This window comes from Amycolatopsis sp. NPDC005232, from assembly GCF_040607795.1.
Taxonomy (GTDB): Bacteria; Actinomycetota; Actinomycetes; order Mycobacteriales; family Pseudonocardiaceae; genus Amycolatopsis.
Window position 1 is genome coordinate 51,966 of sequence record NZ_JBEXHL010000003.1, and the last position, 23,918, is coordinate 75,883.

A 23,918-nucleotide genomic window follows, 5' to 3' on the forward strand; every position below is an offset into this window, starting at 1 on the left:
TTTGGCACAGTCCGGCCCTCCTGCCTATATCTGGGCCATCACCATCCCACCGTCGGAGGTACCCCCATGAGCGCCGACGTCCACAAGGCCGCGGAGCTGCTGGCGACCGCGGCTGGCACCGGCACACCGTGCCCACCGGTCCGCGACCTCTTCGCCGATGGCGACCTCGACGCCGCATACGCCGTCCAGCGCCTCAACACCGAGCGCCTGCTCGCGACCGGACACCGTCTGGCCGGGCGGAAGATCGGCCTGACCTCGCCGGCAGTGCAACGTCAGCTTGGCGTCGACCAGCCCGACTTCGGAGCGCTGCTTTCCGACATGGCTCTCGACAACGATGGGACGGTTCCGGCCGGCAGGCTGCTGCAGCCCAAGGTCGAAGCGGAGATCGCGCTGATCCTCGGCGCCGACCTGCCCGGTCCCGACTGCTCGATCGCCGACGTGCGCGCAGCCACGGCATTCTTCTGCCCTGCACTGGAGATCGTCGACAGCCGGATCGCGGGCTGGGACATCACCATCGTCGACACGGTCGCCGACAACGCCTCCTCCGGCCTGTTCGTCCTCGGCGATGCCCGCGAGGCTCTCGACGTCGAGCCGGCCGAAGTCGAGATGCAGCTCCACCGCGGTGCCGAACTCGTCTCGCAGGGCACCGGCCGCGACTGCCTGGGTGACCCGCTCAACGCCGCGGCCTGGCTCGCCACCACGCTGGCGCAGCGCGGCGACCCCCTGCGCGCCGGCGACGTCGTCCTGACCGGCGCACTGGGCCCGATGGTGCCCGCCGCGCCCGGCGACGTCTTCACCGCCCGGATCTCCGACCTCGGCTCGGTCCGGATCAGCTTCGCCACGGAAGGGAACGCCTCATGAGCAGCCGCACGAAAGTGGCGATCATCGGTTCGGGCAACATCGGCACCGACCTGATGATCAAGGTCCTGCGCGTGTCCGACCACCTCGACATCGCCGCCATGGCGGGCATCGACCCCGACTCCGACGGACTCGCCCGAGCCCGTCGCCTCAAGGTCGCCACCACGCACGAAGGCGTCGACGGACTCGTCCGGCTCGACGAGTTCGCCGACGTCCAGTACGTCTTCGACGCCACCTCGGCCGGCGCGCACCGGCACCACGACGAAGTCCTGCGCGCCCTCGGCCGCACCGTCATCGACCTCACCCCCGCTGCACTCGGGCCCTACGTCGTCCCGCCTGTCAACCTCGGCGAACACCTCGACGCCCCCAACGTCAACATGGTCACCTGCGGCGGACAGGCCACCATCCCCGTCGTCGCGGCGGTCGGCGCGGTGGCGCCGGTCCACTACGGCGAGATCATCGCGTCCATCTCCTCGCGCTCGGCGGGCCCGGGCACCCGGGCCAACATCGACGAGTTCACCGAAACCACCGCATCCGCGATCGAGCAGGTCGGCGGCGCCGCACGCGGCAAGGCGATCATCGTCCTCAACCCCGCCGAGCCCCCGCTGATCATGCGCGACACCGTCCACTGCCTCGTGTCCGATGTGGACACCGAGGCCATCACGGCGTCGATCGAGGCGATGGTCGGACGGGTGCAGGCCTACGTCCCCGGGTACCGCCTCAAGCAGAAAGTCCAGTTCACCACCGTCACCGCCGACGACCCGCTGCACCGTCTGGTCCCGGTGGACGCGCCCGGCGACGCGATCAAGGTCTCGGTGTTCCTCGAAGTCGAAGGCGCCGCGCACTACCTGCCCGCCTACGCCGGAAACCTCGACATCATGACCTCGACCGCGTTGCGGACCGCCGAACGCATCGCCGCCCACCACCAGGAGACAGTCCGATGACCGATCTCTACATCCAGGACGTCACCCTGCGGGACGGCATGCACGCCATCCGGCACCGCTACACAGTCGAGCAAGCGCGGGCGATCGCCGGCGCACTGGACGAAGCGGGAGTGGCTGCCATCGAGATCGCTCACGGCGACGGGCTGTCCGGCTCCAGCATCAACTACGGCGTCGGCGCACACACCGACTGGGAGTGGATCGAAGCGGTTTGCGAGGTCACCCGCTGCGCGATCCCCACGACCTTGCTGCTGCCCGGCATCGGCACCGTGGGAGACCTGCGGGAGGCACACCGGCTCGGCATCCGCTCCGTCCGCGTCGCCACCCACTGCACCGAAGCCGACATCTCCGCCCAGCACATCGCCGCCGCCCGAGAGCTGGGCATGGACGTCGCCGGATTCCTGATGATGTCCCACATGGCCGACGCGGACGAGCTCGCCAAGCAAGCCAAGCTCATGGAGTCCTACGGAGCCCACTGCGTCTACGTCACCGACTCCGGCGGGCGCCTGACCATGGACGGCGTCCGTGACCGGATCCGCGCCTACCGGGACGTCCTCGAGCCGGAGACGCAGATCGGGATCCACGCCCACCACAACCTCGCACTCGGCGTCGCCAACAGCGTCGCCGCGGTCGAGAACGGTGCCCTTCGGGTCGATGCGTCACTCGCCGGCCAAGGCGCCGGAGCCGGCAACTGTCCCCTGGAAGCGTTCATCGCCGTGGCCGACCTGATGGGCTGGGACCACGGCTGCGAGCTGTTCCCGCTCATGGATGCCGCCGACGACCTGGTGCGCCCCCTTCAGGACCGTGCGGTCCGGGTCGACCGCGAAACCCTGAGCCTGGGCTACGCAGGCGTCTACTCGAGCTTCCTCCGCCACGCCGAAGCCGCCGCGGCGCGCTACGGCTTGGACACCCGGGCGATTCTCGTCGAAGCAGGCCGGCGTGGCATGGTCGGCGGTCAGGAAGACATGATCACCGACATCGCGCTCGACCTCGCCGCCACCAGGGTCTCCTGAACCCTCCCCTTCTGCCTGCGTCAAGCCCGCAGGCAGAAGGGGTGGCCGGCCGGGTCGCGAAGTACGCGAAAGCGTTCTGGGCCGGGTTGGTGTGTTTCCTTGGTCGCGCCGAGCCGGATCGCTTCGCGTTCGGCGTTATCGAGGTCTTCAACAGCGAGGATTGATCTCAGTACCGAAAGGCAATCTCATGACACGCAGTTCGTCAACGTTCGTCTTGGTTCCCGGTGCGTGGCAGGCCGGCTGGGCCTGGCAGCCGGTAGCCCGCCGCCTGCGTGCTGCGGGGCATCAGGCGATCACCCTGACCCTGCCAGGCCTTGCCGACGGCGATTCGACGACGGGATTGCACCTGTCCGACACCGTGGACCACGTGGTGAGCGAGATCGACAAGCGCGGCTTGGAGCAGGTCACCTTGGTGGCGCACAGCTGGGGCGGGTACGCCGTCACCGCCGCCGCGCACCAGTTGATCGGCCGTGTCGCCAAGGTGATCTACTACAACGCGGTCGTTCCGAAGCGCGGTGTACCGTTGACCGGCGAGAACGAGGACTACTCGGACATGATCGAGGCGGCGGTCGCGGCGTCGCCCGACGATACCGTGTCCGTGGTGATCGAGCAGGTGCCGACGTTGCTGCCCGACCAGTCCGCACAGGCTCAGCAACTGTTCTTCGAGCTGCTGGTGCCGCAGCCCGGCGCGTACTTCACCGAAGCGATCGACGTTCCCGACATCACCGCACTCGATATCCCGGCGGCCTACGTGCTCAGCGAGGACGACCGCGCACTGGCCCGGCCCGGCGCAGAGTTCGCCGCTCGACTGGGCCTGGCGCCGGTCATGGTGCCCGGCGGCCATCAGTCGATGCTGACCCATCCGGACGAGGTCGCCCAGGCGCTCCTCGCGGCGTGACCGGGCTCACGAGGCCGGCGGTGCCGACTCAGCCACCGCACGATCGAACACCCGGCGACGCACGGTCTTCGCCAGTCGACCTGGTGTCGGCATAGTCAGGAACGCGCTCGAATCAGTCATCACACGACGGAGTATCGCGAGGATGATCGGCCGGAGCCTTGTCGGGGCAATTCGTGCCCGAACGACGGGGCTCGAACGAACTCAGACCGTGGAGGTCGTCAGCACCGCACGGGCCGCCACAGGCAGCTGCCCAGGCGAACCGGCCTTTCCATCCACAACGGACTGAACCTGGCGTTGCCGGGCTAAGCCGGGCCGGGCCGCGCGGTCACCCGCGCGGCCCTGCCCGCGCCAGCCGCCGTAGGGGTGGGGAGGGAACCACCACGACGGCCTGCCGGTCGGGCGGCCCTGCTCCCGGAACGTCGCGAACCGGCGCTTGATCCGGCGGGCCGAGATCAACGGATCCTCCCCACCGAGGTCGAGGTGAAGCTGCTGCGAGCGCTCGTTCGATGGCCAGGTCGTCGGACGGTGATCGTCGACCCGGATCGCACCGAGGAGGATCGGGCCGGCCTTGACCGCGCAGAAGCCCGGTGTCTCGACCGCTGTCTCGCCGTCGAGCATGCCGGCCCAGAAGCGGGCCAGGGTGAGGGGTTCGGTGCATTCGAGGTGGATCGCAGCGAGGTGGGCCACAGGCATGGGGTGCTCCAGGAATCGGGAGAGAAGGGCCGGTCGGATCGGAGGTCACTGCACGGGAACGAGGGGGGCGTCGAGAAGCCTCCGGTCTCCGTCGGTGCCGTGGGTCAACGCGGCCGCCACATCCTCATGAGGCGTGCCCAATCGGACGGCGCTGACCTCGTCCAGCAGCCGGAAATGCTCTTGACCGAGCTCGACATCCAGGGCGTCGAGGTATCCCTTCAAGTGAGCGGGGGTGCGGGGTCCCACGATGGGGATCAGCGAGGTCTGGACCTGTGCGGCGCGATGACGCAGCCAGGCCAGTGCGACCTGGATGGGACCCGTCCCAGCCTCCTCTGCAACAACGAGGACCGCGTCGAGCACAGCGGTGCGTTGCCCGGTGTCCTCGCCGGCAGTCCCCGTGGCCGCGGCCCTTGCGCTGAGCCGCCCCTGCCCGCCACTGCGGTATTTCCCGGTGAGCAGACCCCCTGCCAGCGGGGAGTACAGGACGACGCCCAGCCCGTGGGCCTGTGCCATCGGGATGAGTTCCCGCTCCGCGGAGCGTTCGGCCAGGCTGTACTCGGTCTGGATGCCGGCCAACGGCGCACGCCCGCTCAACTCCGACCGGACAGCGGCGCCCGCGACCCGCCAGGCCGGGAAGTTCGACAGTCCGCCATAGCGGATCTTGCCCGCTCGGATCAGGTCCTCGAAGCCGGCCAAGATCTCCGGCACCGGCGTCACACCGTCCGGGAAGTGCGGCATCAAGACGTCCACGTACTCGGTCTTCAACCGCCGCAAGCTCTCCTCCAGGGAACGGATCATGGTCTTGCGGCTGTTGCCCGTGGTCCCCGGCCGGATCCGGGTATGCCTGCTCCCGGTGTACTTGGTGATCACCACGAACTCGTCACGTTCACGACCGAGGAGATCACCCACGATGTTCTCGGCCTCGCCGTTCTGGTAGATGTTCGAGACATCGAACGTGGTGCCACCGGCTGCAACGAACGCCTCGAAGATCGCCTTGGAACCCGCCAGGCCCGCGGCGGCCGGCGCCGATCCGAAGTTGGCCGTGCCCAGCACGTACTCCGAGACCCGCAACCCGCTCTGTCGTCCGAAGGTCTGGTAGCGCACGAGATTCTCCTAAGGGCACGAGTTGTGAGGTAGGGTTCGAACCTTACCATCGAAAACGAATGGTCGTTCTTTATGCCGAGAGTCACCCAAGCTCACCTCGACGCACGCCGTCAGCAGATCATCGAGGCAGCCCGTGCCCGCTTCGCCACACACGGTTTCGCCCGGACGTCCATGACCGACCTCGTCGAAGCCTCCGGCCTGTCCGTCGGAGCGATCTACCGGTACTTCAAGGGCAAGGACCAGATCGTCGCGGCCATATGCGAGCAGGCGAGCCAGGCGCTCCCCACCGAGCTGACGGCCGAGTCCGCGCACGACTTCCTCCACCACATCCGCACCATGGCGCGCACGGAGGACCACGCCCGGCTGGTCGCGCAGATCTACGCCGAGGCCGCCGTCTCCCCTCCGCTCGCCACCCTCGTCCGGCGGCAACTCGACGACCTGCGCGCAGCGGTCGCCGCGCTCCTGCCCGACCGGAAGCCGGCGGAAGCGAACCGGATCGCCGAGGCGTTCGTGGCCCTGTGCGACGGCTACAGCCAGCAACTCGCCGTGCGCGGCGACCTCGACCCGGCCCCCTTCACCGCGGCCCTCGTGGCGATCATCGAGTCATGACCAAGCACCGTCGCGGCACCTGAGAAAGCCCGAGCAAGGTGGTCCGCGCGTCGGCGAGGTGCGCGCGCATGTGGCCCCAGCAGCGTCGGGGTTGCGGTCGGCGACCGAGCGTCGACAAGGAGCTCATGTGCGGGCTCGTATCCCGCTCACCGCTGCGGACTGGCCGAGCGCAGCTTCACGTTGCCGCCACTGCCCGCGAGGTCACGGATGACGTCAACGCCCATCAGCTGCTTCGTGCGATCCGACATCTGCGCGGGCACGGAGCGAATCGATCCGGACTACAACGCGCGGCTGACCGTCCGGCTGCTGTTCGACGGTTGCCGACGGCAGGAGCAAGGGCACCCGAAGATGCGGGCGACAGCGGCGCTTGCGGCTGCAGGCGTGTGCGCGACCGGCGCCACCGGTACATGACCAAGTGTCGGGACCGGAACATTGTCCTGACCTCTCCCGGAAACCGAAAGGTTCGTCCAGAAAGGACACCTCCGGATCCTGACCTCCGGTGAGAGGGCACAACACCTTTGGCCGGAGTCATGAACCTGGCAGAAGTCCACGAAGGGGACGCCGGGCGTTCGACGAGATGGTGCACCCGTTCCGTGAGGACCAGGGGGACGAGCCCGCGCCATGCGCTGAGTGGAGCGCGCGGGACCTGGTCAACCACCTGGTGTGCGAGCAGATGTGGGCGCCGCACGTGCTCGCCGGCCAGGCCTTGGGCGAGGTCGGCGGCCGCTACGACGGCGACGTGCTTCCGCATACCTGGCAGAACCGCGTGGACGGTGGCCGCCACGCCGAACAAAGTTTGGTGTCGATCTGCCCACCCACTTCGACCATCCAGGACTCCTGCCGTCGGTTGAACGCGGTCTGCCGGCCTGCGACGACAGTTCGGCAAAGGGAGTCCGACGACCGACCGCGTTCTACGGCGTGAACGTCTTGTCCGGGATCCATTCCACCGCCACGCGGGCAGCGCTCCTGATCGCTTCGATCCCTGTGTTTGCACCACGATTCGTCGACATTGGACAGTCTTCATCCGGCTCAGGCCATGCGTCGGTGCACACGCCGGGGTCGTGATCTCGAATCACGCAGGACCGCTCCTCACGTCGCCTCCGTGCGGACCACCGTGGGTGGTGACCGTACCCTCGACAACGCAAGATGCAGAATATGCAACCAATCAGAGATAGGCCCAAGTCATGAACGATGACGGGCACATCCGCGCCCTCCGGATCCTCGAAACGCTGGCAGGCTTGCAGGAGCCGGCCCCCCTGAAGACGATCTCCGAGCGAGCGAGGAGGCCGGTCTCGTCTCCGCCCAGGTGCTCTACGTTGCCGGAGGTCCGACAGTATGAAGATCTTCCGCGATATCGAAGAACTCCGGCAGGCTGTCGACGCTCACCTTGGGTACGCCGACTGGCACACCGTCACCCAGCAGCAGATCAACGCCTTCGCCGACGCCACCGGCGACCAACTCACAAGCGAAGGCAGGACACGCGGCTCTTCTTGTGCCCGAACCCCCAGCGGGCCTGCCGGATCGGGTCATCGACCGACGGGTCTGGACCACGCCCGTAGCGCACGGTGTAGTCGGCGACCGGTCGTTCGGTGATCTCCCACCCCGCCGCCCGCAGGGCGCCCGCAGAGTCAGGGCGGGCACCGCCGTCGAGCAGGCTCGGCAGGTGCGAACCGATGGCCTCGACGGTGCCCGCGTACAAGTCATGATTGCGAAACTCGGGGGACTCCTGCCCGAGCACGATCTCGTAGCCAATGTGGCTGCCGGGCGCGGACAGTCGGTCGACCAGCCCGAGCACACGCTCCTCGACCGGACGCGGGAGGTATGGCAGCACCCCCTCGGCGATCCAGGTCGTGGGCAGGTCTACCGAGAAGCCGGCGGCCAGAAGCGCGACGTCCCAGTCCTCGGCGAGGTCGACGCTCAGCCGGTCGCAGCGCACCCGCGCCGTCGCACCGACTGCGTCAAGGATCGTGGATTTGAAGGTCAGCACGTCCGCACGGTCGATCTCGAAAACCCGCACCGCCGCAGGCAAATCGAGCCGCAGCGCACGGGTGTCGAGACCGGCCCCGAGCAGCACGATCTGCGGTGTCGCGGCCGCTCGCACCGCGTCGTCGAAGACCCGGGTGCGCAGGCCGCAGTAGGCACCCAGGCGGCCCCACACAGGGTCCTCGTCGCCGGCGTCGACGTCCTCGATGCGGGTGGGCATCTCGACACCGGAGCGCGCTTTCCGGACGAAATGCTCGGCGTACTCGTCCCGGACGAGTCCGTCGGGGCGGCGGGTTTCGATCGCCCGGATGGCGGCAATCATGAGGGCGGTGGTGCTCACGCCCTCGGCCAGTTCGGCATCGGTCACGTAGATCAACGGTACCGACCGATATTACCTTCACCTGGAGGGATAGTGGTGATCATCACACAAATATCGAATTACTTGCAGGGCCACGAATAAATGCGACTGTTGGCATGTTTTACAAGGGTTCTGGTCGTTTCCTGATCTGACTGAGCGGGTTTGGCGCGAGAAGGATCAGAAACAGCCGACCTGTGCTGCACGAGGACCGAAGCGTCACGAAAACCGTCAGTCCCACAAGGGGTCCATACCCTAGCGTCAGCTTCGACGACCGTTGCCGGAGGCCGGACAAGAGGGCCTAAACGTGCGCACTATGCGACCCCTGGTGTGCGCGCGGCACCCCAGACAGTCGAGTGGAACGATGCCCCGACGCCGACGCTACGCGACGACTCCGATGAACTGGCTCGTCCTGGCGCAGCTGCGTTCTGCGACCTGAACCACCGCTTCGCCCGGGCTAAGACTCCATTACCAGGCCCTTTCGTGATCAGACCCTAGTCCTACGCATCTCGGCCGAGTCCTGACGCCGGAGCAACGCGTCCGCCGTCGCACGGGTGACAAACGTGTCACTGGCGTCTAGCACCAGTCCCAGCAGCGGCCCCTGGTCTCGAACCTCTCTGCAAAGTTGTCTTGCTGCTGAATCAGTCAACATGGCGTACGGTCCTTTTCGCCGAGCTCGGCCTGCTGCTGTTGCGCCAAGACCGGAACCTGGCCGACCGCTTCCCCGAGATCATGCAGGCGTCCGGCTGGGCGACGTCGTGCTCGACGGGGAGATCGTCGCACTGCGCGCGGGCTGGCTGGACTTGTGTGCTCGCCGCGCGCCCGCGACTCGAGCGTAAGACCGAAGTCTTTGGTCAGCGTGCGCTGGGCTCTCTGGATCGACCTTCGACAACGTCGGCGTGAAAGCAGTTTCGTGCCAGATCGATGCTGCGTGAAAGAGAGTCGAACGGGAGCGGTTGCGTGGCGAGAGCGCCCTCGTGCAGCACGAGGAGCTGCACGGCGAGGATGGCGGGGTTCGCGCATCGCGCGGCGGTGGCGAGTTCTTCGAACAGGCTCAGCAGCCAGAGCTTTTGGTCCGCTGCCGTCCCGCAGAAGGACCTCGTCGAGAAGGAGCTCGCCGACGGCACGCTCGTGCCCCCTTCGACTTCGGCCTCGATCGCGGGCGTTTCACTTGTTACTTCGTGTGGCGAGCGGACCGGCCGCAGTCGACGGCGGTGGTCGCCTTCCTCGCCTGGCTGGCTTCCGTCGTCGATCACCGATCCGACCGCACCGGTGCAGGCAAGCGGTCAGCGTGATCCGGCGTGGGCGGCCTTGATCAGGAGTTCGTGCAGGACGACCCGCTCGGCTTCGGTCAGCGTTCCGACGGACTCGGCCAGGACCGCCCCGAGGACGATCGATCCGGCCTCGTGGGCGCGCTTGCCCTCGTCGGTCAGTTCGTGCCGGGTGGCCCGCCCGGGACCGTCCACCCGCTTCAGGAGGCCGCGGTCGATCATCCGCTTGGCGAGCGCGCCCATGGACTGGTCGGTCTGGAAGGTCAGTTCCGCCAGCGTGTGCAGTGAGGCGTCCGGCTGCTCGTGCAGGTGCCGCAGGACGTCCCACTGCACCAGCGAGAGCCCGTGCGCGGACAGCCGGCGGTTGGCTTCACGGTGGTGCCGCCATTGCAGCCGCTTCACCGCGAGCCCGATCTCCTGAAGCGACGGTGCCACCCACGCAGAGTAACCCACCACCGGCGACTCTCCTCACGATTGGCAAACTAAGTATCTTTATATAAGCTTACTTACACGGCCGCGTGAAGACATCGACCGAGGAGCCAATCCCATGAGCACATCCGCCCCCGCCGGCAGCCTCCGGCCCACCCGCGTCGTCAGCGCACCACTCGCCGGTGGCACGGTCAACGTCGAAGACCGTGACCACACCCGCCCCTTCCTTCTCCTGCACGGCGGCGGTGGCCCGGCGACGGTGACCGGGTTCGCCGAACTGCTTGCGCAGCGCACGCACTCCCGCGTGCTGACCCCGACCCACCCCGGCTTCGCGGGCACCCCACGGGTGCCGGGCGTGGACTCCACCCGCGCCCTCGCGGCGGCCTACGTCGGCATGCTCGACGAGCTCGAGCTCAGCGAGGTCACCGTGATCGGCAACTCATTCGGTGGCTGGCTGGCCGCCGAGATCGCACTGCTGGGCAGCCCTCGGGTCAGCAGCGCAGTGATCGTCGACGGCATCGGTATCGAAGTCGAGGGACACCCCGTGACGAGCGTCGCCGGTCTCGCACCCGCCGACCTGCAGAAGCTGTCCTTCCACGACCCCCGCAAGGCACCCGCGCCTACCGCGGCCAGCGGAACCGGCCCCAGCCCGGACATCCAGGCCTTGATCTCGTACACCGGCCCGGCGATGTCCGACCCCACCCTGCTGGAACGGCTCCGCACCCTCGGCGACTTCCCCGTCCACATCGTGTGGGGCGAAAGCGACGGGATCGTCAGCCCGGAATACGGCAAGGCGTACGCGGCCGCGATCCCGATGTCGATGTTCACCCCGCTTCCCCGCTCCGGCCACCTGCCCCAGGTCGAGACGCCTGAGGAACTCCTCGGCGCCATCTTCGGCCTCGGCGATGGCGCCGCCGGCCGCGCCTGATCCGTCTGTGCCGGCAGACCCCACTCTGCCAAGGTTTTGCGCCACGATCACACCATGCCCCGGATCGTCTCCTCGGCGACCTCGCGCTGCCATCCCAGCGACGTGCCGCGGACTTGGAACTCGGTCGTCGACATCCGACCGTAGAACGCGAAGCGCAGCCCACTCGCGACGGCGCTTCGCGTTCGGCGTCTGGAGCCCGCGCGACGCGGAGCAATCGCAGCGATGTTCGTAATCGAGTTGGCAACACCAGCCATGCCGCTCCTCGCTGTTGATCGTCGCAAGGCAAGGCTGTAATGCGAACGTCCTGCCCTTCAGGACGCGGGAGCAGCAGTCTGCTCTCGAACGGCCGAACGCGTGGCGAAGAGCGAGGCCCTTCTCAACGGGGCCGAAGGCTTGTCGTTGAGCGTCTCAGCTTTGCCGAAGGTTGCCGATCACGTATTCGGCCATTTTCGCGAGTCCGCCGCAGCGGTCGTTGTTCCAGTAGCTGCCGGGTAGGTCTGTGCCTTGGATGTCGAAGGTGAGCATCTGGTCTTCGGTGACTTGGACGGAGACGGAGCATTCGTCCATGTGCCGGAACACGTGGTAGACGACTGCGGGGAGGCCTGCGATCGACGTTTCGGTCCATGGATCGAGTTCGCCGTCCTTCTTCAGGCTGTCCACCGACAGTTCGGTGAGAGTCATGGGACCGTCGATCGGCTTCATGGCCGAGATCAGCGCACCGAGGTGGTTGTTCCAGGAGCAGCCGAAGTCAGAAGGGCCGTTTCGTACGTTCGCGCGGATGTCGTTGGGCGGGTCGGCCACGACGGCGGCGGCCTGGTCTTTGGTGAGCAGGCTGCACGGGTCTGCGTCGAACTTGGCCAGGTCGACGGGCCGGTCAACCTGGGTGAGCGGCAGCGGCGCGCCGGTTTGTGCCGGAGCAGGTGGCTGCGGGAGAAGGCGTTTCGGTGTCGACGGCCCGCACCCGCTGAGCAGGTTGGCTGCGAGGACCACGATCCCGGCGACCACCAATGCCCTCATGCCGGGGCTGCCGAGGGCTCGATGCGCCACTGCTTCTCATTATCCATTCCGGAGTTGCTGGGCAGGTCGGGGATATCCGGGAATTCAGTGTCGCTCCGCACCAGCGCGATCGCTTGCGTGGTGAACCCGCTCAACGTGGTTTGGGCCTCAGAGAACAAGCCGACGATGGAGCTGACAAGGGTGGCGAACGCGTCCACCACTGCGTCGATCAGGTCCTTCGACGTGAAGATGTCCGCGATGGGAATAATCGAGGTCACGATTGCGATGATCGACTTATAGCCCAGTTTGCCCAGCTCGACAGCGCACGTTCCGATGAACTCGATGGCCTTGCTGTAGGTCTCGATCACACAGTTGGCGATCTCGGTGAGAATGCCGGACATACCGGCGACGACGTTCTGCTGACCTTCGAGAGCTTTTCCGACCCTGCCTGCGTAGGTGGTGAACTGGTCTGCGGCGCGTCCGCTCCACGTACCGCTCACGGACTGCACGGCTTCGTCGATGTTGTCGCCGGCATCCGCGAGGGTGTGGTTCTTCGCGAACTCCATGGCCAAGTTCTGGACCTGGACTGCGTTGCCCAACAGGTTGTTGCGGACGTCTTCCAGCAGTTGCAGGATGTCGCCCCGACCGAGAAGCTCGGCGATCTTGCGAATCTTCCCGTCGGCTTCTTCCGGATACGGTTTCGGTCGTGCTGGCGGGCCTGGAGGGACGGCTGCCGATGTAGCATGATCAGTTCATCCCCTCTTCCTTCGCGCGCAGTTGCTTGAGGTCCTCTTCGTCCTGGGTCTCGTAGTAGTCAGCCGCCTTGTCCAGCGCTTCCGCGAACCGTTCCAGCTGCACCGCACCCTTGCCGGTCTTGTCACGGATCCCTTCGATGGCGTCGTTGAAGGTTGTGACGACGCCAGCCTTAGCACCCAGCATCCCGACGTCGTCGTCGCGCAGGATCATCTGCGACAAGTCCTCGATGCCGAACTTGACGACCTTGTCGCGCGCGGCGTAGATGTCGTCTGTCGCTGCCCGCAAGGCCTCGGGGTAGACCTCGAAACGCGAGCCGGCCGCCGCGTTGCCCAACGGGTTGAAGTTGCCGTTGCTCATCGGACCTCCCGTGCCGCGTCCTCGACCATGGTCTTGCGCCGGGTCGACGCCGCCGACTCGGCGTTGTTGATCGCACGCAGGACGTGCCCGGACAGGCTTGTTCCGGTGTGGGCGGCAACCGCGTCACGGTTGAGGTCCACTGAGACCAGTCCGCCCGAGCCGTCCACCGTCACCGTGCCGAGACCCGCGCCGATGTCGAGCACCAGCGGCAGGCTCTCCCCGGCCTTCGCGGCCTGCTCGACTGCGGCCACGCGCGCGTCGATTTCCTTCGCGAGGTTGTAGAGCTGGTCTTCGCTGATCACCAGCGTCCACCTCCCGGCTCCGGCTCGTCGGTCAGGAAGTCGAGCTCCTCGAAGCTCTGGTCGTCGTCCGGTTCGGGCTGGTAGTGGGCAGGTTCCGGCGCGGTCGCGTGCCGCTGCGGTGCGGGGCCCGTGGCCGGCGGAGGCGGCGGTTGTTTGCCGAACAGCGCGTTCAGCTGCGGCAACGACGACGCCAGCGCTTCGTTGCGCGCGTTGCGGATGGCGTCGACGATGTCGAGCCCTAGCTTCTGCCCGTGCGCACCGTGGAGCGCCCGGTCATCGATCCGCAGGTCGACCAGCTTTCCCTGGCCCGTCACCATCGCGCTGACCAGCTGATCGGCCGACCTCGCGGTGTGCCTGACGGCCGAGAGCTGGGCGTCCAACTCACCGGCCTGCCGCTGCATCAGCCGCAGATCAGGGCGCGGCGCGGTCATGACCGCAGCACGGTGTCGAGCATCCAACTCCCCTTACTCCAGGTTCCATCAAGTGACGGAACGTGCCCAGTGGATCTTACGGTGACTCGCGGACACAGCAGAACCGGACGAAGAACAGCCGGGGCTGAGTGCTGGATGCCGACCAACCGCCGCCGGGCCGGACATGGTGTCGAACGGCGGAAGCGAGAGCTGATCATCGCCGTTGGCGACTTCGACCAACTATCAGTGGCCCCCGCGTGTCGGCGTCGTCATGCCACCGACTTCCCTTAGAAACGTTCGGTCCGCGACCCGAGCGACAGGCGTGTGGTTAGTGTGCAACTCGCCCCTCGGACACAGATTCATGGGAGCTCTCCCACACCGCAGAGTGAGGACCCGCGGCGGCGGTCTTACGTCGACGATCACGGCAGCTCACCGTTCGGCTCGACACGGTCATCCCTACTATGTCGATGCCGACGGAATCGTGTACTGGAATGCGCCCTGCGAAGGCGGGCTGACCTTCGGGCTGTTTAACCTCGATCCCACAGGCCTGCCCAGCGGTGTTCTGCACCAGCGGCCCGACGGTTCCGAAGTGCTGCGAACGATCGACGGCTACCGCCTGGAGGTCGACACCGGAAACGGAGTGGCGGTCTTCGCATCGAACGGGCAGCGTCGATCGGCGGCCGACGTCTTCCTCGTCAAGCCCTAGCTGTAGCGCCCGCCTCGCCCGCCGGTAACGGCATCGGCGGCGAGGGCGACCGGATCGTGTGGGCACCGAGGACTCGACCGACGAGAGGCTAACGCGGCTGCTGGCGCCGCGACGTCAAGACCGAACTCTTCGCGCCGTCGCTGGACATCGGGACGAGGCACTACCGCTGGTTGCGCCCGCACCGGACGTCGAGGCTGACCACTCACCCTTCGGGCTGGTAACCAGCACTTTTCCCAGGTGGGTTGCTCCGCCCGGGTTACGTTCGCGGGCATGTGTCGCCGGGTGGGAACGGTCCCGCTGGCGGGTGAGCCAGGAGGTTGCGATGGCTGCGTCGGTGCGGCCGTCGGTGCAGTTCGAGCCACTGGCGCGGTTCAACCCAGAACGCACGGCTCCAAAAGGCCTGTGAGCTGTAGTTTTCTGGTGTTGCCGACATCGAGCGGCACCGGCGTGGAGGCACCCGGTGCCCTCGAACAAGACCCAGAGCGACAGGTCGTCACTCTGGGTCCAGGGGACGGTCGAAGTCCATCGCGGACGGACCGCGAACTGCTCGACGTGCACAACTTGAACATCGTGAATCCCACCGGTACCAGCGCTGGTCGACCGGGGCGGGAACTGGCGCGATACAGTTCAGCCGGCCCGCACCGCCTACCCGGTGGCGGCGTATCGTGGACCACGAGGAGCGCGCAGCCGGAGAAACCGGCAAGGAGGCTCTCGTGGATTACGAAATTTTCGACCTTGGTACCGTCCGGTTACAAGAAGGCGCCACGCTCAGCGATGCCAAACTCGCGTACAAGACATACGGCGAGCTCAACGGTGACAAGAGCAATGCGATCGTTTACCCAACGTGGTACTCCGGGCAGCATTACGACAATGAATGGCTGATCGGCGAGGGGATGGCGCTCGATCCGGCGAGATACTTCATCATCATTCCGAATATGCTGGGCAACGGGTTGTCCTCGTCGCCGAGCAACACGCCCGCGCCGCATGACCGCGCGTCGTTTCCCCGGGTGACCATGTACGACAACGTCCAGTTCCAGCACCGGCTGGTGACCGAGCGCTTCGGCATCGGGACACTGGAGTTGGTCACCGGCTGGTCGATGGGCGCCGGGCAGACCTACCAGTGGGCGGTCAGCTTCCCCGACATGGTCAAGCGGATCCTGCCGTTCTGCGGATCGGCGAAGACCAGCCTGCACAACTTCGTGTTCCTGGAAGGGGTCAGGGCGGCGCTTACCGCGGACGCGGCCTACAACGGCGGCCGGTACGACAAGCAACCCGACATCGGGCTCCGCGCCATGGCGCGGGTCTACGCCGGCTGGGGCTTCTGCCAGCAGTTCTACCGGGAGACGATCTACGAGCGCGAGCCACTGGGCTACGCGTCCCTGGAAGACTTCCTCGTGGCCTTCTGGGAGGGCCTGTTCCTCAAGCGCGACGCGAACAACCTCCTGACCATGCTGTGGACCTGGCAGCACGCCGACATCGGCAACACGCCGGGAATGCGCAGCGTCGAGGACGCGCTCGGCGCGATCCGGGCGCCCGCGATCGTGATGCCTGCGCAGCAGGACCTGTACTTCCCGCCCGAGGACAACGAGTGGGAAGTCAAGCACATGCACCGGGCGGAACTGCGCGTCATCCCGGGAGCGTGGGGACATTTCGCCGGTGGCGGCCTCAACCCGGAGGACACCCGGTTCATCGACAACGGCCTCAAGGAACTGCTCGCCACGGAAGTTTGATCCGCCTGGCCTCGACGCGGCTCCACCCGGTCCGTGTCGGAGCATTCCTGCGCAGCCTGGAGGGAGCATCATGACCAGCAGCGCAGAATATGCACAACGAACCGCTCCTTCGGGAGCCGCCCCGCAAGTGCCGTCGCCGCGTGCGGGTGAGCCCGCCACGACCGCCTTCGCCCCCACAGCCAGCGGGGTGCCCCTGGCGCTGGCGGGGTTCGGATTCTCGCTGACGATTCTGTCGTTGGCCAACACAGGTGTCGTGGACCAGCGGACGGCCACGCTGTTCGTTCCCGTCGCGATGGGCACTGGTGCGCTCGCCATGCTCGTCGGCGGGATCTGGGAGTTCCGCGGCAACAACCTGTTCGGTGCGACGTTCTGTTCGGCGTATGCCTGCTTCCTGTTCACCACGGCGCTGATCGTGCAGTTCTACGCCCCGATGATCACCGAAACGGCGGGAGCAGCGAATTTCGCCCGCATGTTCGGCGCTTACCTGATCGTGTGGGCGTTGTTTACCGCGATGCTCGCCGTCGGGGCGCGGGTGGTCAACGCACCCGCGTTCACCGCGTTCGTGTTGCTGGTCGTGGTTTACGTGCTGCTGGGCCTCGCCAACCTCATCGGATCGGGAGCCACCGCGATCGCGCTGACCAAGGCCGGCGGCTGGGTCGGCCTCCTCGACTCCCTCGTCGCGTTCTACCTGTGCTCAGCCATCGTCCTCAACGACGTCAGCGGACGGGGCCTGCTGCCGATCTGGCCGCCCAGGCGGACGGCGCACTCGGCCTGAGTGGACCGCGCGCGGCAACTGGAGCCCTCCGGTGGGCCGGTGGCGAGCGCCGCCGAGACTTTCCCCGGCGGCCGGGCGCCGCCGGACCGTCGGCGGGCGTTCTCGAGGAAGGCACGACAGCCGGGTTCGTCTCGTCTGCGCGTTGGACGACGGAGAATTCGGCCTTCGCCCCCAGTCCGGAGAGTGGACGGTAGACGACGCTGGGTACCGCGATCCGGTCGACCCGATCCGGGACCAGCGCGACACCGACCCTCGCGGCGACGAGCTCGAGCACGCTGAGCGTGCTGCCGGCGCGGTGGCGCATCGGTTCGGCGTCGAGGCCGAGACATGCCCTCAGAGCGTCGGGGATCGGATCTTCGCGTGTTCTTGTCGAGTAACCCACTCGATCCGAGAAGGAACCGGGGCCGGACCGATTCCTTTTCAGGCCCGGCCGGGTCCAACCATCCATGACGACGCTCTCTTCGCGACGCCTGGTGCTCAGCACCCTGGTGTCGCTCAATGGCGTGATCAGCAAACCGATGGCGTGGGCCGGGCCCTACTTCGGCCCGGGCAGCGCGACGGCGTCGCTGGCGGCGTTGCGCGGCTGCTCGGCGATGCTGATGGGCCGGCGGACCTACGAAGTCTTCTCCCGGCAGTGGCCGGACACCCCCGGCGAATACGCCGCCTACCTCAACGCCATGCCGAAGTACGTGTTCTCCTCGACCCTGCGAGATCCGCACTGGACCAATACCACCGTGCTCGACACCGAGATCACCGAAACCGTCGCCGCGATGAAGCGGGAGCCGGGCGGGGACTTGATCGTCTACGGGCACGGCCGGTTCGGGCGGACGCTCACCACGGCCGGGCTGGTCGACGAGCTGGCCGTGACCGTCGTGCCCGTGATCGTCCCCGACGGCGCCTCTTTTTCCGACCCCGGCGACGCGCCGAGCACCTGGGAGATGCTCAGCGCGGGCCCGGGCGCCGATCCAGGGCTGGTGTCCTTGCGCTACCGGCCACGACGAGGATGACGGATATGCCGCAGACATGGGACGGTCTCGAGGAGTACCGGCCGGAGCTGGTCGCCTTGTGCTACCGGATGACGGGTTCGGCGCACGAGGCCGAGGACCTCGTGCAGGAGACCTACCTGCGAGCGTGGCGCAGCCGCGCCTCCTTCGAAGAACGCGCGTCGGTACGTACCTGGCTGTACCGGATCGCCACGAACGTATGCCTCACGGCGCTGCAAGGGCGGGGCCGCCGAGTGCTGCCGGCCGGGCTCGGCGCCCCGGGTGAGGACCCGGACGTACCGTTGGCCGCGGCCGAGGTCCTCTGGGTCACGCCGCGGCTCGGTGACCCGGCCCAGGTGGCCGAACAACGCAGGATGCTGCGGCTCGCCCTGGTCGCCAGCGTGCAGTACCTGCCGCCGCGGCAACGCGCGGCGTTCCTGCTGCGCGAAGTGCTGGCCATGCCGGCCACCGAGATCGCCCAGGTGCTCGACACGAGCGTGCCCGCGGTCAAAAGCGCCCTCCAGCGCGCACGCGCCCGGCTCGACGAACTGACGCCGGCGCCGGAGAACTTCGCCGAGCCGGACTCGCCCGCGGCGCGCGACGTCCTGAACTCCTACATCTGTGCCTTCGAAACCGCCGACGTCGCGGCCCTGACCCGCCTGCTGCGCGACGACGCCACCCTCGAGGTGATTCCATCCGGGTTGTCCCTGTCCGGGAAACGCTCGTGCGTTCCGTTCCTGGCCGAGCACGTGCTCACCGCGCCCGGGCTGTACCGGATGTACCCCACGGTCGCGAACGACCAGCCGGCCGCCGTGGCCTACTACCGGGAGCGGACCGACGCGCCCTTCCGGCCGTTCGGGTTGGCCGTGCTGACCGCGGACACCACGCACCTGGCGTCGATCACGACCTTCCTCGACCCGGAACTGGTCGGCGCGGCGGGCTTTCCCGACGACCCTGACCGGGTGCGGTTCCCGCATGATGGCAGTCGCGCCGCGCGGGAAAGCAGTCATCCGGCGGCGTCGGCCCGGTAACTGCCGGGGGTGGTCGCGTACTCCCGCCGGAACGCTTTGGCGAAGGCGAACGGAGAGCTGTACCCGATGGCGGACGCGACCTGCGCCAGCGTCTTGTCGGTGGTGCGCAACAGCTGAGCAGCGGTGGTCATCCGCCAGCGCGTGAGGTACGTCAACGGCGGTTCGCCCACCACGGAGGCGAATCGGCGGGCGAAGGCCGCGCGCGAAAGCCCGGCGACCGCGGCGAGCTGCTCCACCGTCCACGCTCGGCTGGGCTCGGCGTGCATGGCCGCCAGCACCCGGGACATCACGGCGTCGGTCAACGCGGCCGACCAGCTCGTTGCAGTGTTTTCGGAGCCGGCCATCCACGCGCGGAGCAGATACACCAGCAGAGCGTCCACAAGCGACGGTGCCACGGCGGCGGCCCCGGGCGGCGCCTCGTACAGCTCGGCGCCGAGCAGGTCCACCATTGCCCGCAGACCCGGATCACGTCCGGGAGCGGCAGGCAGGTGGACAACCTCCGGCAGATCCCGCAGCAGCGGATGAGGACGGCGGCGGACCAGCTTGTACGCGCCGCACACGATCGTCGACCGAGCCCCGGGCCCGGGCAGCGCGAACCGCCCGAATGATCCGCCCGGCGTGTCACGAACGGGAGCGAACGGAGTGAGGTCCGCACCCGGTGCGGAGACGATCGCGTGCGGAGTACCCCGGCCGAGCAGCACCACATCCCCAGGCCCCAGCTGAACCTCCGCGAACGCGGCCCCGTCCAGGGGAGCCAGCCGACAACTGCCTTGCAGTACAACGTGGAACGCGGCACCCAGGACCTGATCGAAGCGCAGACCCCACGGTGCGTGGACCTCGGTGAGAGCGGCGACCGGCCGACCCGCTCGCATCGCCGTCAGGATGTCGGCCAGCACGTCCATGCCGGAAGTCTACAACTGCGAGACGATGAGACAAAGAAACACGACCATCAATCATTTTCTGTCTCTTGGGATCGTCATAATCTGGCGTCAGTGTTCATTGATCGCGAACTGGAGATGACGATGAAGACGGTATGGGTCGAAGGCGCAACGGGTAAGGCGGGCAAGCGCGTTGCGGCTGCGCTCGCCGCAGCGGACGTTTCGGTGCGGGCGGCGTCCCGGCATCCGGGCGCACCCACGGCGAACGTCACCCCGGTCCTGTTCGACTGGGCCGACGAGTCCACGTGGGCGGATTCCGTTGCCGGCGCCGACGCCCTGTTCCTGAAGGGTCTCGACGTCCTCGACAACGCGGCCTCGTTGTTCGCGCGTCTCATCGCCGCCGCCCCGCAGGCGGATCACGTGGTCCTCATGTCCGCCTTCGGTGTCGACAAGGCACCGGAGGCTGCTCCCCGTGCGCAAGTCGAGCAGGTGGTGCGGGAGTCGGGCCGGAACTGGACGATCCTGCGTCCCAACTGGCTGATGCAGAACTTCGACGAGGATGACGCGGTGTACGCCAGGGCGATCCGCGACGACGCCGAGCTCTACGCGGGAAGCGGAGGCCATCGTGCGGGTTTCGTCGACACCCGCGACGTCGCCGACTCGGCCGTCGCGGTGCTGACGACCGACGGCCATCACGGCCACGGCTACGACCTCACCGGCCCTCAGTCCCTGACGTTCGCGGAAGTGGCCGACACGCTGTCCAGCGCGTCAGGGCGGGCCATCCGTCACGTCGACGCCGACCTCGAGGCGCACCGGGCGCATTTCGCCCGCTCGGGTCGTCCGAACGCGTGGGTCGACCACATGATGGATCTGTTCGTCTTCGTGCGCGCCGACGTCTTCGACGGCGTCACCGACGATGTGCGGCGGCTGACCGGCCACGCTCCGCGCACTCTGGATGCCTACGCGCGGGAGGTTTTCGCCGCGACGTCTCCTGCGCCCTCAACGTCGATCGCCTGACCAGTGCAGGTTTGGTAGCGAAGACAGTGCGCACGTGCCAGGCGGGCGCGGGGCCGATTCGGGCTCGCCCGGCTACTTCCCGCGCGTCGCTGCGGGAAGTAGCCGGGACACTGTCAGCCAACGATTGTCCGGTCGAGGCGGTCGAGGCGGGAGGAACCCGCCCCGTCGTGAGGAGAAGGTCACCGTGGTGCGTTACCTGTTGTCGATGCGCTGCCGCGAAAGTGAGGTCCGCGAGCCGGCGAACGAAGAGGCGATGTTCACCCGCGTCGGCGAAGCATGATCGTGACGCCGTTGGCCGATAGCGGGGTTCACTGCCGAGCGGCACGACCGGTGCCCCCGTCACAACGGCCAATCCTGAAGCACTCAGGCGAGAAACAGCTCGGGACGACCCGGGTCCATGAGATCAGGATCGTGCTTGATGAGCTCCTGTTCGAACGCTTGCCACCCGCGCGACCGTACGTACGCCGCCTCCGCCGCCGACACAGGCACCAGCCACACGATGGCCGCTCGGTTACCCCCCGGCAAGTCGACACCGAAGAAGCCGTCGTCGTAATAGACCGGGTTGGCGGCGTACAACGCTTCCATGCGGCTTCCGTGGACAGCGGGCCAGCACCGCTTCTCCGGAGGCGATCATCGCTTTCGCCACCCCAGCCACCAATGCCGGATACGCGCCGGTGTCGCCGCCGGCAGGACCGGCGAGGAAAATCTCCAAACTCAACCGCCGCCCGCTGGTTCGCGCGATCAGCTCGCGGTCGCTCAGACCCACCGTTGCGAACGACTCGGCACCAGGCTCGGCCGATCACCGCGGGGTTGCTGGCTTCCGGGCTAGGCCCGACAGCGGCCACGATCGTGTTTGCCTGCGTGATGGCAGTGTTCGCGATCGCCACGCGCTTCTCCGCCGCCCTGCGAGCGCTCACCAGGCCCGTCGCGGCGCCGGCCCGCTAGTTGCAGAGGCCGTGCAGCCACAGTGCCGTGTCGGCGACGATCCCGTGGTCAACTTGGCAGTTGCAGGCGTGTGGTTAACGTGCAAGATCGTCCTGGACGTGTTGGCGCTCCGATTCGCTCATGCCGCCGAGCACGCACATCAGCATCTTGTGCGACGGGTTCCGCGGGTCGTACTTCCCGCCCAACTCCGGCACCCACAGATCGACCCCATAGGCAGCGAACTTCGGCGCGATCAGTGAGAACTGGTTGCCGAACCAACACCGCGTGCCCTCGCCGACCACGATCGCATCCCATCCGCGGCGCGGATTCTTCAGCTCGGCGAGCAGGCGCGCACCTTCGACCCGCCGCTCCCACGGAACGGACCGCGACTGCCCGATGTCGAAGAACTCGGCCACAACCTGACCGCCGAGCGGTTCGACGAACTTCCGCACATTCCCGATCTGCCAACCACGCGAAGTCTCCGGGTCCTGGTTGTCCTCGGTCGAACACCGGCCGTACACCGCCAGCCTGGCCCACCCGCACCGCCGCGCACAGGGCGATCTTCGAGTACATCGAAGGCTGGTACTTGCCGCCGTCGCGAAGGCCGGGACAACGGTCCGTGTACTGACCGTTCTCGTTGCCGCGACAGTCCTCTTCGTGTGCGGCGTAGCGCGCCGGAACCGAACAACATGACCAGCCGCCACGTCCTCCTGGTCCAACAAGGTCTCGTGTTTCGCCCACCGGCCAGAGAAGGCGTAGCCGGTGTACCGAGGGTTCTCCAGAATCGACCGGACCGTGCTGCCCTGCCATCCGTCCACGAGCCGATGCCGATTCTGATCCGGACGCTTCGCCGACGGACACGGAACGCCCTCCAGATTCAGCTATGTTGCGGGCATCACCAACCGCATCGCGGAGGCCGTCGGCTCCATCGGCCGGGTGTCAGTGCGACCGGCCCGTTCACCTGATCGGCAGGTGAGCGAGGACGTGACCGGTCCGGGTGCGCAGGGCGCGTGAGCGCCTGTGGTCGAGGTGGACGAACGTGCGGTGCAGCCATCGGTCGTTGCCGTCGTAGCGTGGCGTGAACAACGTTCGCCCATGCAAGGTCACGCGGTTGTCGACCAGAGCGAGGTCACCCGGTTCCAGCGGCAGGGTTTCCGCGGCCGCCGCTACCGCGCCGTGCAGCACCTCGAGGGCGTTCTTCGCCTCTTCGTCATTGCCAGCGGTGGCGTGAAAGTCGACCTGGATATCGGGGTCGGCCGGCTCGCCCGTGAGCACCGCATGCTGCTGCGCACTGTCGCCGTCGCGGTTGAACGAGGGAGGGGCCTGCGTGGTGAACCGGGGTTCGGCGAGCACAGCGCTTATCTCGTCGGGCAGCGCGTCGACGGCCTTGCGGATGCAGGACAGCTGTAGCCCGGCCACTCGATCATGGTCCGCGCGGACGCACAGCAGCCCCACGTAGTCGGGGCGGCGTGGGTGGAAAGCGTTTTCCACATGCATCGCGAGGTGAGTGCTGCCGGCGTTGCTCTGCTGCTCTTCCATGCCCGGCACCGGAACGACGTTCTGCACCAGTGCGCCCGACTTTTCGCTGCGGTACGCGATCAGCTCGCCGAGCTGCATGGACAGCAAGCCGATCACTGCGGCGCCAACGGTCGCGACGCGCTCGACCGAGCCCGGCTCGGCAGGCGTCGGCCGCTCGGCGACACCGGGCAGGTTCCGGATCAGTAGCGCGCCCGAATCGCCGGGGTCGTACCGGAACTCTCGCAGGCGCTGGCGCACCCGGACCGGCAGCCGGTCCGAGCCCGCGCGGCAGACGCCGATCCAGTGCGGCTCGTCGATCATGCGCGGCGGTGTGCCGACCAGTTCACTTGCCACGGCTTCGACACGGGCTCGTTCTCCATCGGTCAACCTGAACTCGAGATCGTTGATCATGTTTTTCCCTTCGGCGGCCGACGGGTGGGCGCGGGCCTGTGC

29 protein-coding genes and 1 pseudogene are annotated in these 23,918 nt (G+C 67.5%); 13 read left to right on the top strand and 17 right to left on the bottom strand.

The window, feature by feature from the left end; translation table 11 throughout:
- The first annotated feature begins 66 nt into the window (after positions 1 to 66).
- Genes ABZU76_RS07625 through dmpG form a run of 3 tightly spaced genes read left to right on the top strand, consistent with a single transcriptional unit; the run spans position 67 to position 2,812 of the window.
- A complete protein-coding gene (locus tag ABZU76_RS07625) occupies positions 67 to 861 on the top strand; it encodes a fumarylacetoacetate hydrolase family protein (protein ID WP_354866127.1) in 795 nt (264 codons plus the stop codon).
- A complete protein-coding gene (locus tag ABZU76_RS07630; protein ID WP_354866129.1) occupies positions 858 to 1,802 on the top strand; it encodes an acetaldehyde dehydrogenase (acetylating) in 945 nt (314 codons plus the stop codon). The genes ABZU76_RS07625 and ABZU76_RS07630 overlap by 4 nt, the downstream gene beginning before the upstream one ends.
- A complete protein-coding gene (gene dmpG, locus ABZU76_RS07635) occupies positions 1,799 to 2,812 on the top strand; it encodes a 4-hydroxy-2-oxovalerate aldolase (protein WP_354866131.1) in 1,014 nt (337 codons plus the stop codon). Before ABZU76_RS07630 ends, dmpG begins: the two co-directional genes overlap by 4 nt.
- Before the next feature lie 20 nt (positions 2,813 to 2,832).
- Here the strand turns inward: dmpG and ABZU76_RS07640 are convergent, their stop codons facing one another.
- On the bottom strand, positions 2,833 to 2,982 hold the full coding sequence (locus ABZU76_RS07640) for a VOC family protein (RefSeq protein ID WP_354866785.1): 150 nt from the start codon (positions 2,980 to 2,982) through the stop codon (positions 2,833 to 2,835).
- Between the two features lie 17 nt (positions 2,983 to 2,999).
- Here ABZU76_RS07640 and ABZU76_RS07645 point away from each other — a divergent pair, with 17 nt between their 5' ends.
- On the top strand, positions 3,000 to 3,710 hold the full coding sequence (locus ABZU76_RS07645; RefSeq protein ID WP_354866133.1) for an alpha/beta hydrolase: 711 nt from the start codon (positions 3,000 to 3,002) through the stop codon (positions 3,708 to 3,710).
- 201 nt (positions 3,711 to 3,911) lie between these two features.
- On the opposite strand, the gene ABZU76_RS07650 is transcribed toward ABZU76_RS07645, so the two are convergent.
- Positions 3,912 to 4,403: a VOC family protein gene (locus tag ABZU76_RS07650; RefSeq protein ID WP_354866135.1), complete on the bottom strand. Its 492-nt coding sequence runs from the start codon at positions 4,401 to 4,403 to the stop codon at positions 3,912 to 3,914.
- A 45-nt stretch (positions 4,404 to 4,448) separates the two neighbouring features.
- Positions 4,449 to 5,507 (bottom strand): aldo/keto reductase, encoded by a 1,059-nt coding sequence (locus ABZU76_RS07655; RefSeq protein WP_354866137.1) that lies wholly within the window; start codon positions 5,505 to 5,507, stop codon positions 4,449 to 4,451.
- Between the two features lie 72 nt (positions 5,508 to 5,579).
- Here ABZU76_RS07655 and ABZU76_RS07660 point away from each other — a divergent pair, with 72 nt between their 5' ends.
- Together ABZU76_RS07660 and ABZU76_RS07665 are read left to right on the top strand one after the other, a co-directional pair.
- Positions 5,580 to 6,116: a TetR family transcriptional regulator gene (locus ABZU76_RS07660; RefSeq protein ID WP_354866139.1), complete on the top strand. Its 537-nt coding sequence runs from the start codon at positions 5,580 to 5,582 to the stop codon at positions 6,114 to 6,116.
- A 577-nt stretch (positions 6,117 to 6,693) separates the two neighbouring features.
- Entirely contained in the window at positions 6,694 to 7,038 is a 345-nt protein-coding gene (locus ABZU76_RS07665; RefSeq protein ID WP_354866141.1) for a maleylpyruvate isomerase N-terminal domain-containing protein, read from the top strand.
- 537 nt (positions 7,039 to 7,575) lie between these two features.
- Here the strand turns inward: ABZU76_RS07665 and ABZU76_RS07670 are convergent.
- The 3 genes from ABZU76_RS07670 to ABZU76_RS07680 form a co-directional block, all read right to left on the bottom strand.
- Complete coding sequence (locus tag ABZU76_RS07670; RefSeq protein WP_354866143.1) at positions 7,576 to 8,466, bottom strand: SAM-dependent methyltransferase; 891 nt, start codon at positions 8,464 to 8,466, stop codon at positions 7,576 to 7,578.
- Between the two features lie 842 nt (positions 8,467 to 9,308).
- Positions 9,309 to 9,710 carry a hypothetical protein gene (locus tag ABZU76_RS07675; protein ID WP_354866145.1) on the bottom strand — a complete coding sequence of 134 codons (402 nt, stop codon included), beginning with the start codon at positions 9,708 to 9,710 and terminating at the stop codon, positions 9,309 to 9,311.
- A 30-nt stretch (positions 9,711 to 9,740) separates the two neighbouring features.
- On the bottom strand, positions 9,741 to 10,160 hold the full coding sequence (locus ABZU76_RS07680) for a MarR family transcriptional regulator (RefSeq protein WP_354866147.1): 420 nt from the start codon (positions 10,158 to 10,160) through the stop codon (positions 9,741 to 9,743).
- A gap of 112 nt (positions 10,161 to 10,272) precedes the next feature.
- On the opposite strand from ABZU76_RS07680, the gene ABZU76_RS07685 reads away from it, so the two are divergent.
- The gene (locus ABZU76_RS07685; protein WP_354866149.1) at positions 10,273 to 11,082 is read left to right on the top strand and encodes an alpha/beta hydrolase; all 810 of its coding nucleotides are present in this window, start codon (positions 10,273 to 10,275) and stop codon (positions 11,080 to 11,082) included.
- A 47-nt stretch (positions 11,083 to 11,129) separates the two neighbouring features.
- Here ABZU76_RS07685 and ABZU76_RS07690 read toward each other — a convergent pair whose 3' ends face one another.
- From ABZU76_RS07690 to ABZU76_RS07715, 6 genes are all read right to left on the bottom strand, one after another.
- Entirely contained in the window at positions 11,130 to 11,336 is a 207-nt protein-coding gene (locus tag ABZU76_RS07690) for a hypothetical protein (RefSeq protein WP_354866151.1), read from the bottom strand.
- 154 nt (positions 11,337 to 11,490) lie between these two features.
- Positions 11,491 to 12,129 (bottom strand): DUF3558 domain-containing protein, encoded by a 639-nt coding sequence (locus ABZU76_RS07695; RefSeq protein WP_354866153.1) that lies wholly within the window; start codon positions 12,127 to 12,129, stop codon positions 11,491 to 11,493.
- Positions 12,096 to 12,644 carry a hypothetical protein gene (locus tag ABZU76_RS07700; protein WP_354866155.1) on the bottom strand — a complete coding sequence of 183 codons (549 nt, stop codon included), beginning with the start codon at positions 12,642 to 12,644 and terminating at the stop codon, positions 12,096 to 12,098. Before ABZU76_RS07700 ends, ABZU76_RS07695 begins: the two co-directional genes overlap by 34 nt.
- Positions 12,645 to 12,825: 181 nt before the next feature.
- Complete coding sequence (locus tag ABZU76_RS07705; RefSeq protein ID WP_354866157.1) at positions 12,826 to 13,191, bottom strand: hypothetical protein; 366 nt, start codon at positions 13,189 to 13,191, stop codon at positions 12,826 to 12,828.
- On the bottom strand, positions 13,188 to 13,493 hold the full coding sequence (locus ABZU76_RS07710; RefSeq protein ID WP_354866159.1) for a hypothetical protein: 306 nt from the start codon (positions 13,491 to 13,493) through the stop codon (positions 13,188 to 13,190). The genes ABZU76_RS07705 and ABZU76_RS07710 overlap by 4 nt, the downstream gene beginning before the upstream one ends.
- Positions 13,490 to 13,924, bottom strand: coding sequence for a YbaB/EbfC family nucleoid-associated protein (locus ABZU76_RS07715; protein ID WP_354866161.1), 435 nt, complete (start codon positions 13,922 to 13,924; stop codon positions 13,490 to 13,492). The genes ABZU76_RS07710 and ABZU76_RS07715 overlap by 4 nt, the downstream gene beginning before the upstream one ends.
- Positions 13,925 to 14,384: 460 nt before the next feature.
- Between ABZU76_RS07715 and ABZU76_RS07720 the strand changes: the two genes are divergently transcribed.
- The 3 genes from ABZU76_RS07720 (at position 14,385) to ABZU76_RS07730 (ending at position 17,114) form a co-directional block, all read left to right on the top strand.
- Entirely contained in the window at positions 14,385 to 14,609 is a 225-nt protein-coding gene (locus ABZU76_RS07720) for a hypothetical protein (RefSeq protein ID WP_354866163.1), read from the top strand.
- A gap of 713 nt (positions 14,610 to 15,322) precedes the next feature.
- Positions 15,323 to 16,339 (top strand): alpha/beta fold hydrolase, encoded by a 1,017-nt coding sequence (locus tag ABZU76_RS07725; RefSeq protein WP_354866165.1) that lies wholly within the window; start codon positions 15,323 to 15,325, stop codon positions 16,337 to 16,339.
- A gap of 70 nt (positions 16,340 to 16,409) precedes the next feature.
- The gene (locus ABZU76_RS07730; RefSeq protein ID WP_354866167.1) at positions 16,410 to 17,114 is read left to right on the top strand and encodes an acetate uptake transporter; all 705 of its coding nucleotides are present in this window, start codon (positions 16,410 to 16,412) and stop codon (positions 17,112 to 17,114) included.
- On the opposite strand, the gene ABZU76_RS07735 is transcribed toward ABZU76_RS07730, so the two are convergent.
- Entirely contained in the window at positions 17,056 to 17,562 is a 507-nt protein-coding gene (locus tag ABZU76_RS07735) for a LysR substrate-binding domain-containing protein (protein WP_354866787.1), read from the bottom strand. The two genes, ABZU76_RS07730 and ABZU76_RS07735, sit on opposite strands and share 59 nt — an antisense overlap.
- On the opposite strand from ABZU76_RS07735, the gene ABZU76_RS07740 reads away from it, so the two are divergent.
- Complete coding sequence (locus ABZU76_RS07740; protein WP_354866169.1) at positions 17,561 to 18,121, top strand: dihydrofolate reductase family protein; 561 nt, start codon at positions 17,561 to 17,563, stop codon at positions 18,119 to 18,121. The two genes, ABZU76_RS07735 and ABZU76_RS07740, sit on opposite strands and share 2 nt — an antisense overlap.
- A 5-nt stretch (positions 18,122 to 18,126) precedes the next feature.
- Positions 18,127 to 19,128 (top strand): RNA polymerase subunit sigma-70, encoded by a 1,002-nt coding sequence (locus ABZU76_RS07745; RefSeq protein WP_354866171.1) that lies wholly within the window; start codon positions 18,127 to 18,129, stop codon positions 19,126 to 19,128.
- On the opposite strand, the gene ABZU76_RS07750 is transcribed toward ABZU76_RS07745, so the two are convergent.
- Entirely contained in the window at positions 19,104 to 20,030 is a 927-nt protein-coding gene (locus tag ABZU76_RS07750) for an AraC family transcriptional regulator (RefSeq protein WP_354866173.1), read from the bottom strand. The genes ABZU76_RS07745 and ABZU76_RS07750 overlap by 25 nt on opposite strands.
- Between ABZU76_RS07750 and ABZU76_RS07755 the strand changes: the two genes are divergently transcribed.
- Positions 19,959 to 21,023: an NAD(P)H-binding protein gene (locus ABZU76_RS07755; RefSeq protein ID WP_354866175.1), complete on the top strand. Its 1,065-nt coding sequence runs from the start codon at positions 19,959 to 19,961 to the stop codon at positions 21,021 to 21,023. The two genes, ABZU76_RS07750 and ABZU76_RS07755, sit on opposite strands and share 72 nt — an antisense overlap.
- Before the next feature lie 363 nt (positions 21,024 to 21,386).
- Here ABZU76_RS07755 and ABZU76_RS07760 read toward each other — a convergent pair.
- The 3 genes and pseudogenes from ABZU76_RS07760 to ABZU76_RS07770 form a co-directional block, all read right to left on the bottom strand.
- Positions 21,387 to 21,614 (bottom strand): annotated as a pseudogene (locus ABZU76_RS07760) (suppressor of fused domain protein); the annotation flags it as partial.
- Between the two features lie 428 nt (positions 21,615 to 22,042).
- The gene (locus ABZU76_RS07765; RefSeq protein WP_354866789.1) at positions 22,043 to 22,828 is read right to left on the bottom strand and encodes a recombinase family protein; all 786 of its coding nucleotides are present in this window, start codon (positions 22,826 to 22,828) and stop codon (positions 22,043 to 22,045) included.
- A gap of 76 nt (positions 22,829 to 22,904) precedes the next feature.
- Positions 22,905 to 23,876: a TauD/TfdA family dioxygenase gene (locus ABZU76_RS07770; RefSeq protein WP_354866177.1), complete on the bottom strand. Its 972-nt coding sequence runs from the start codon at positions 23,874 to 23,876 to the stop codon at positions 22,905 to 22,907.
- Positions 23,877 to 23,918: the final 42 nt, after the last annotated feature.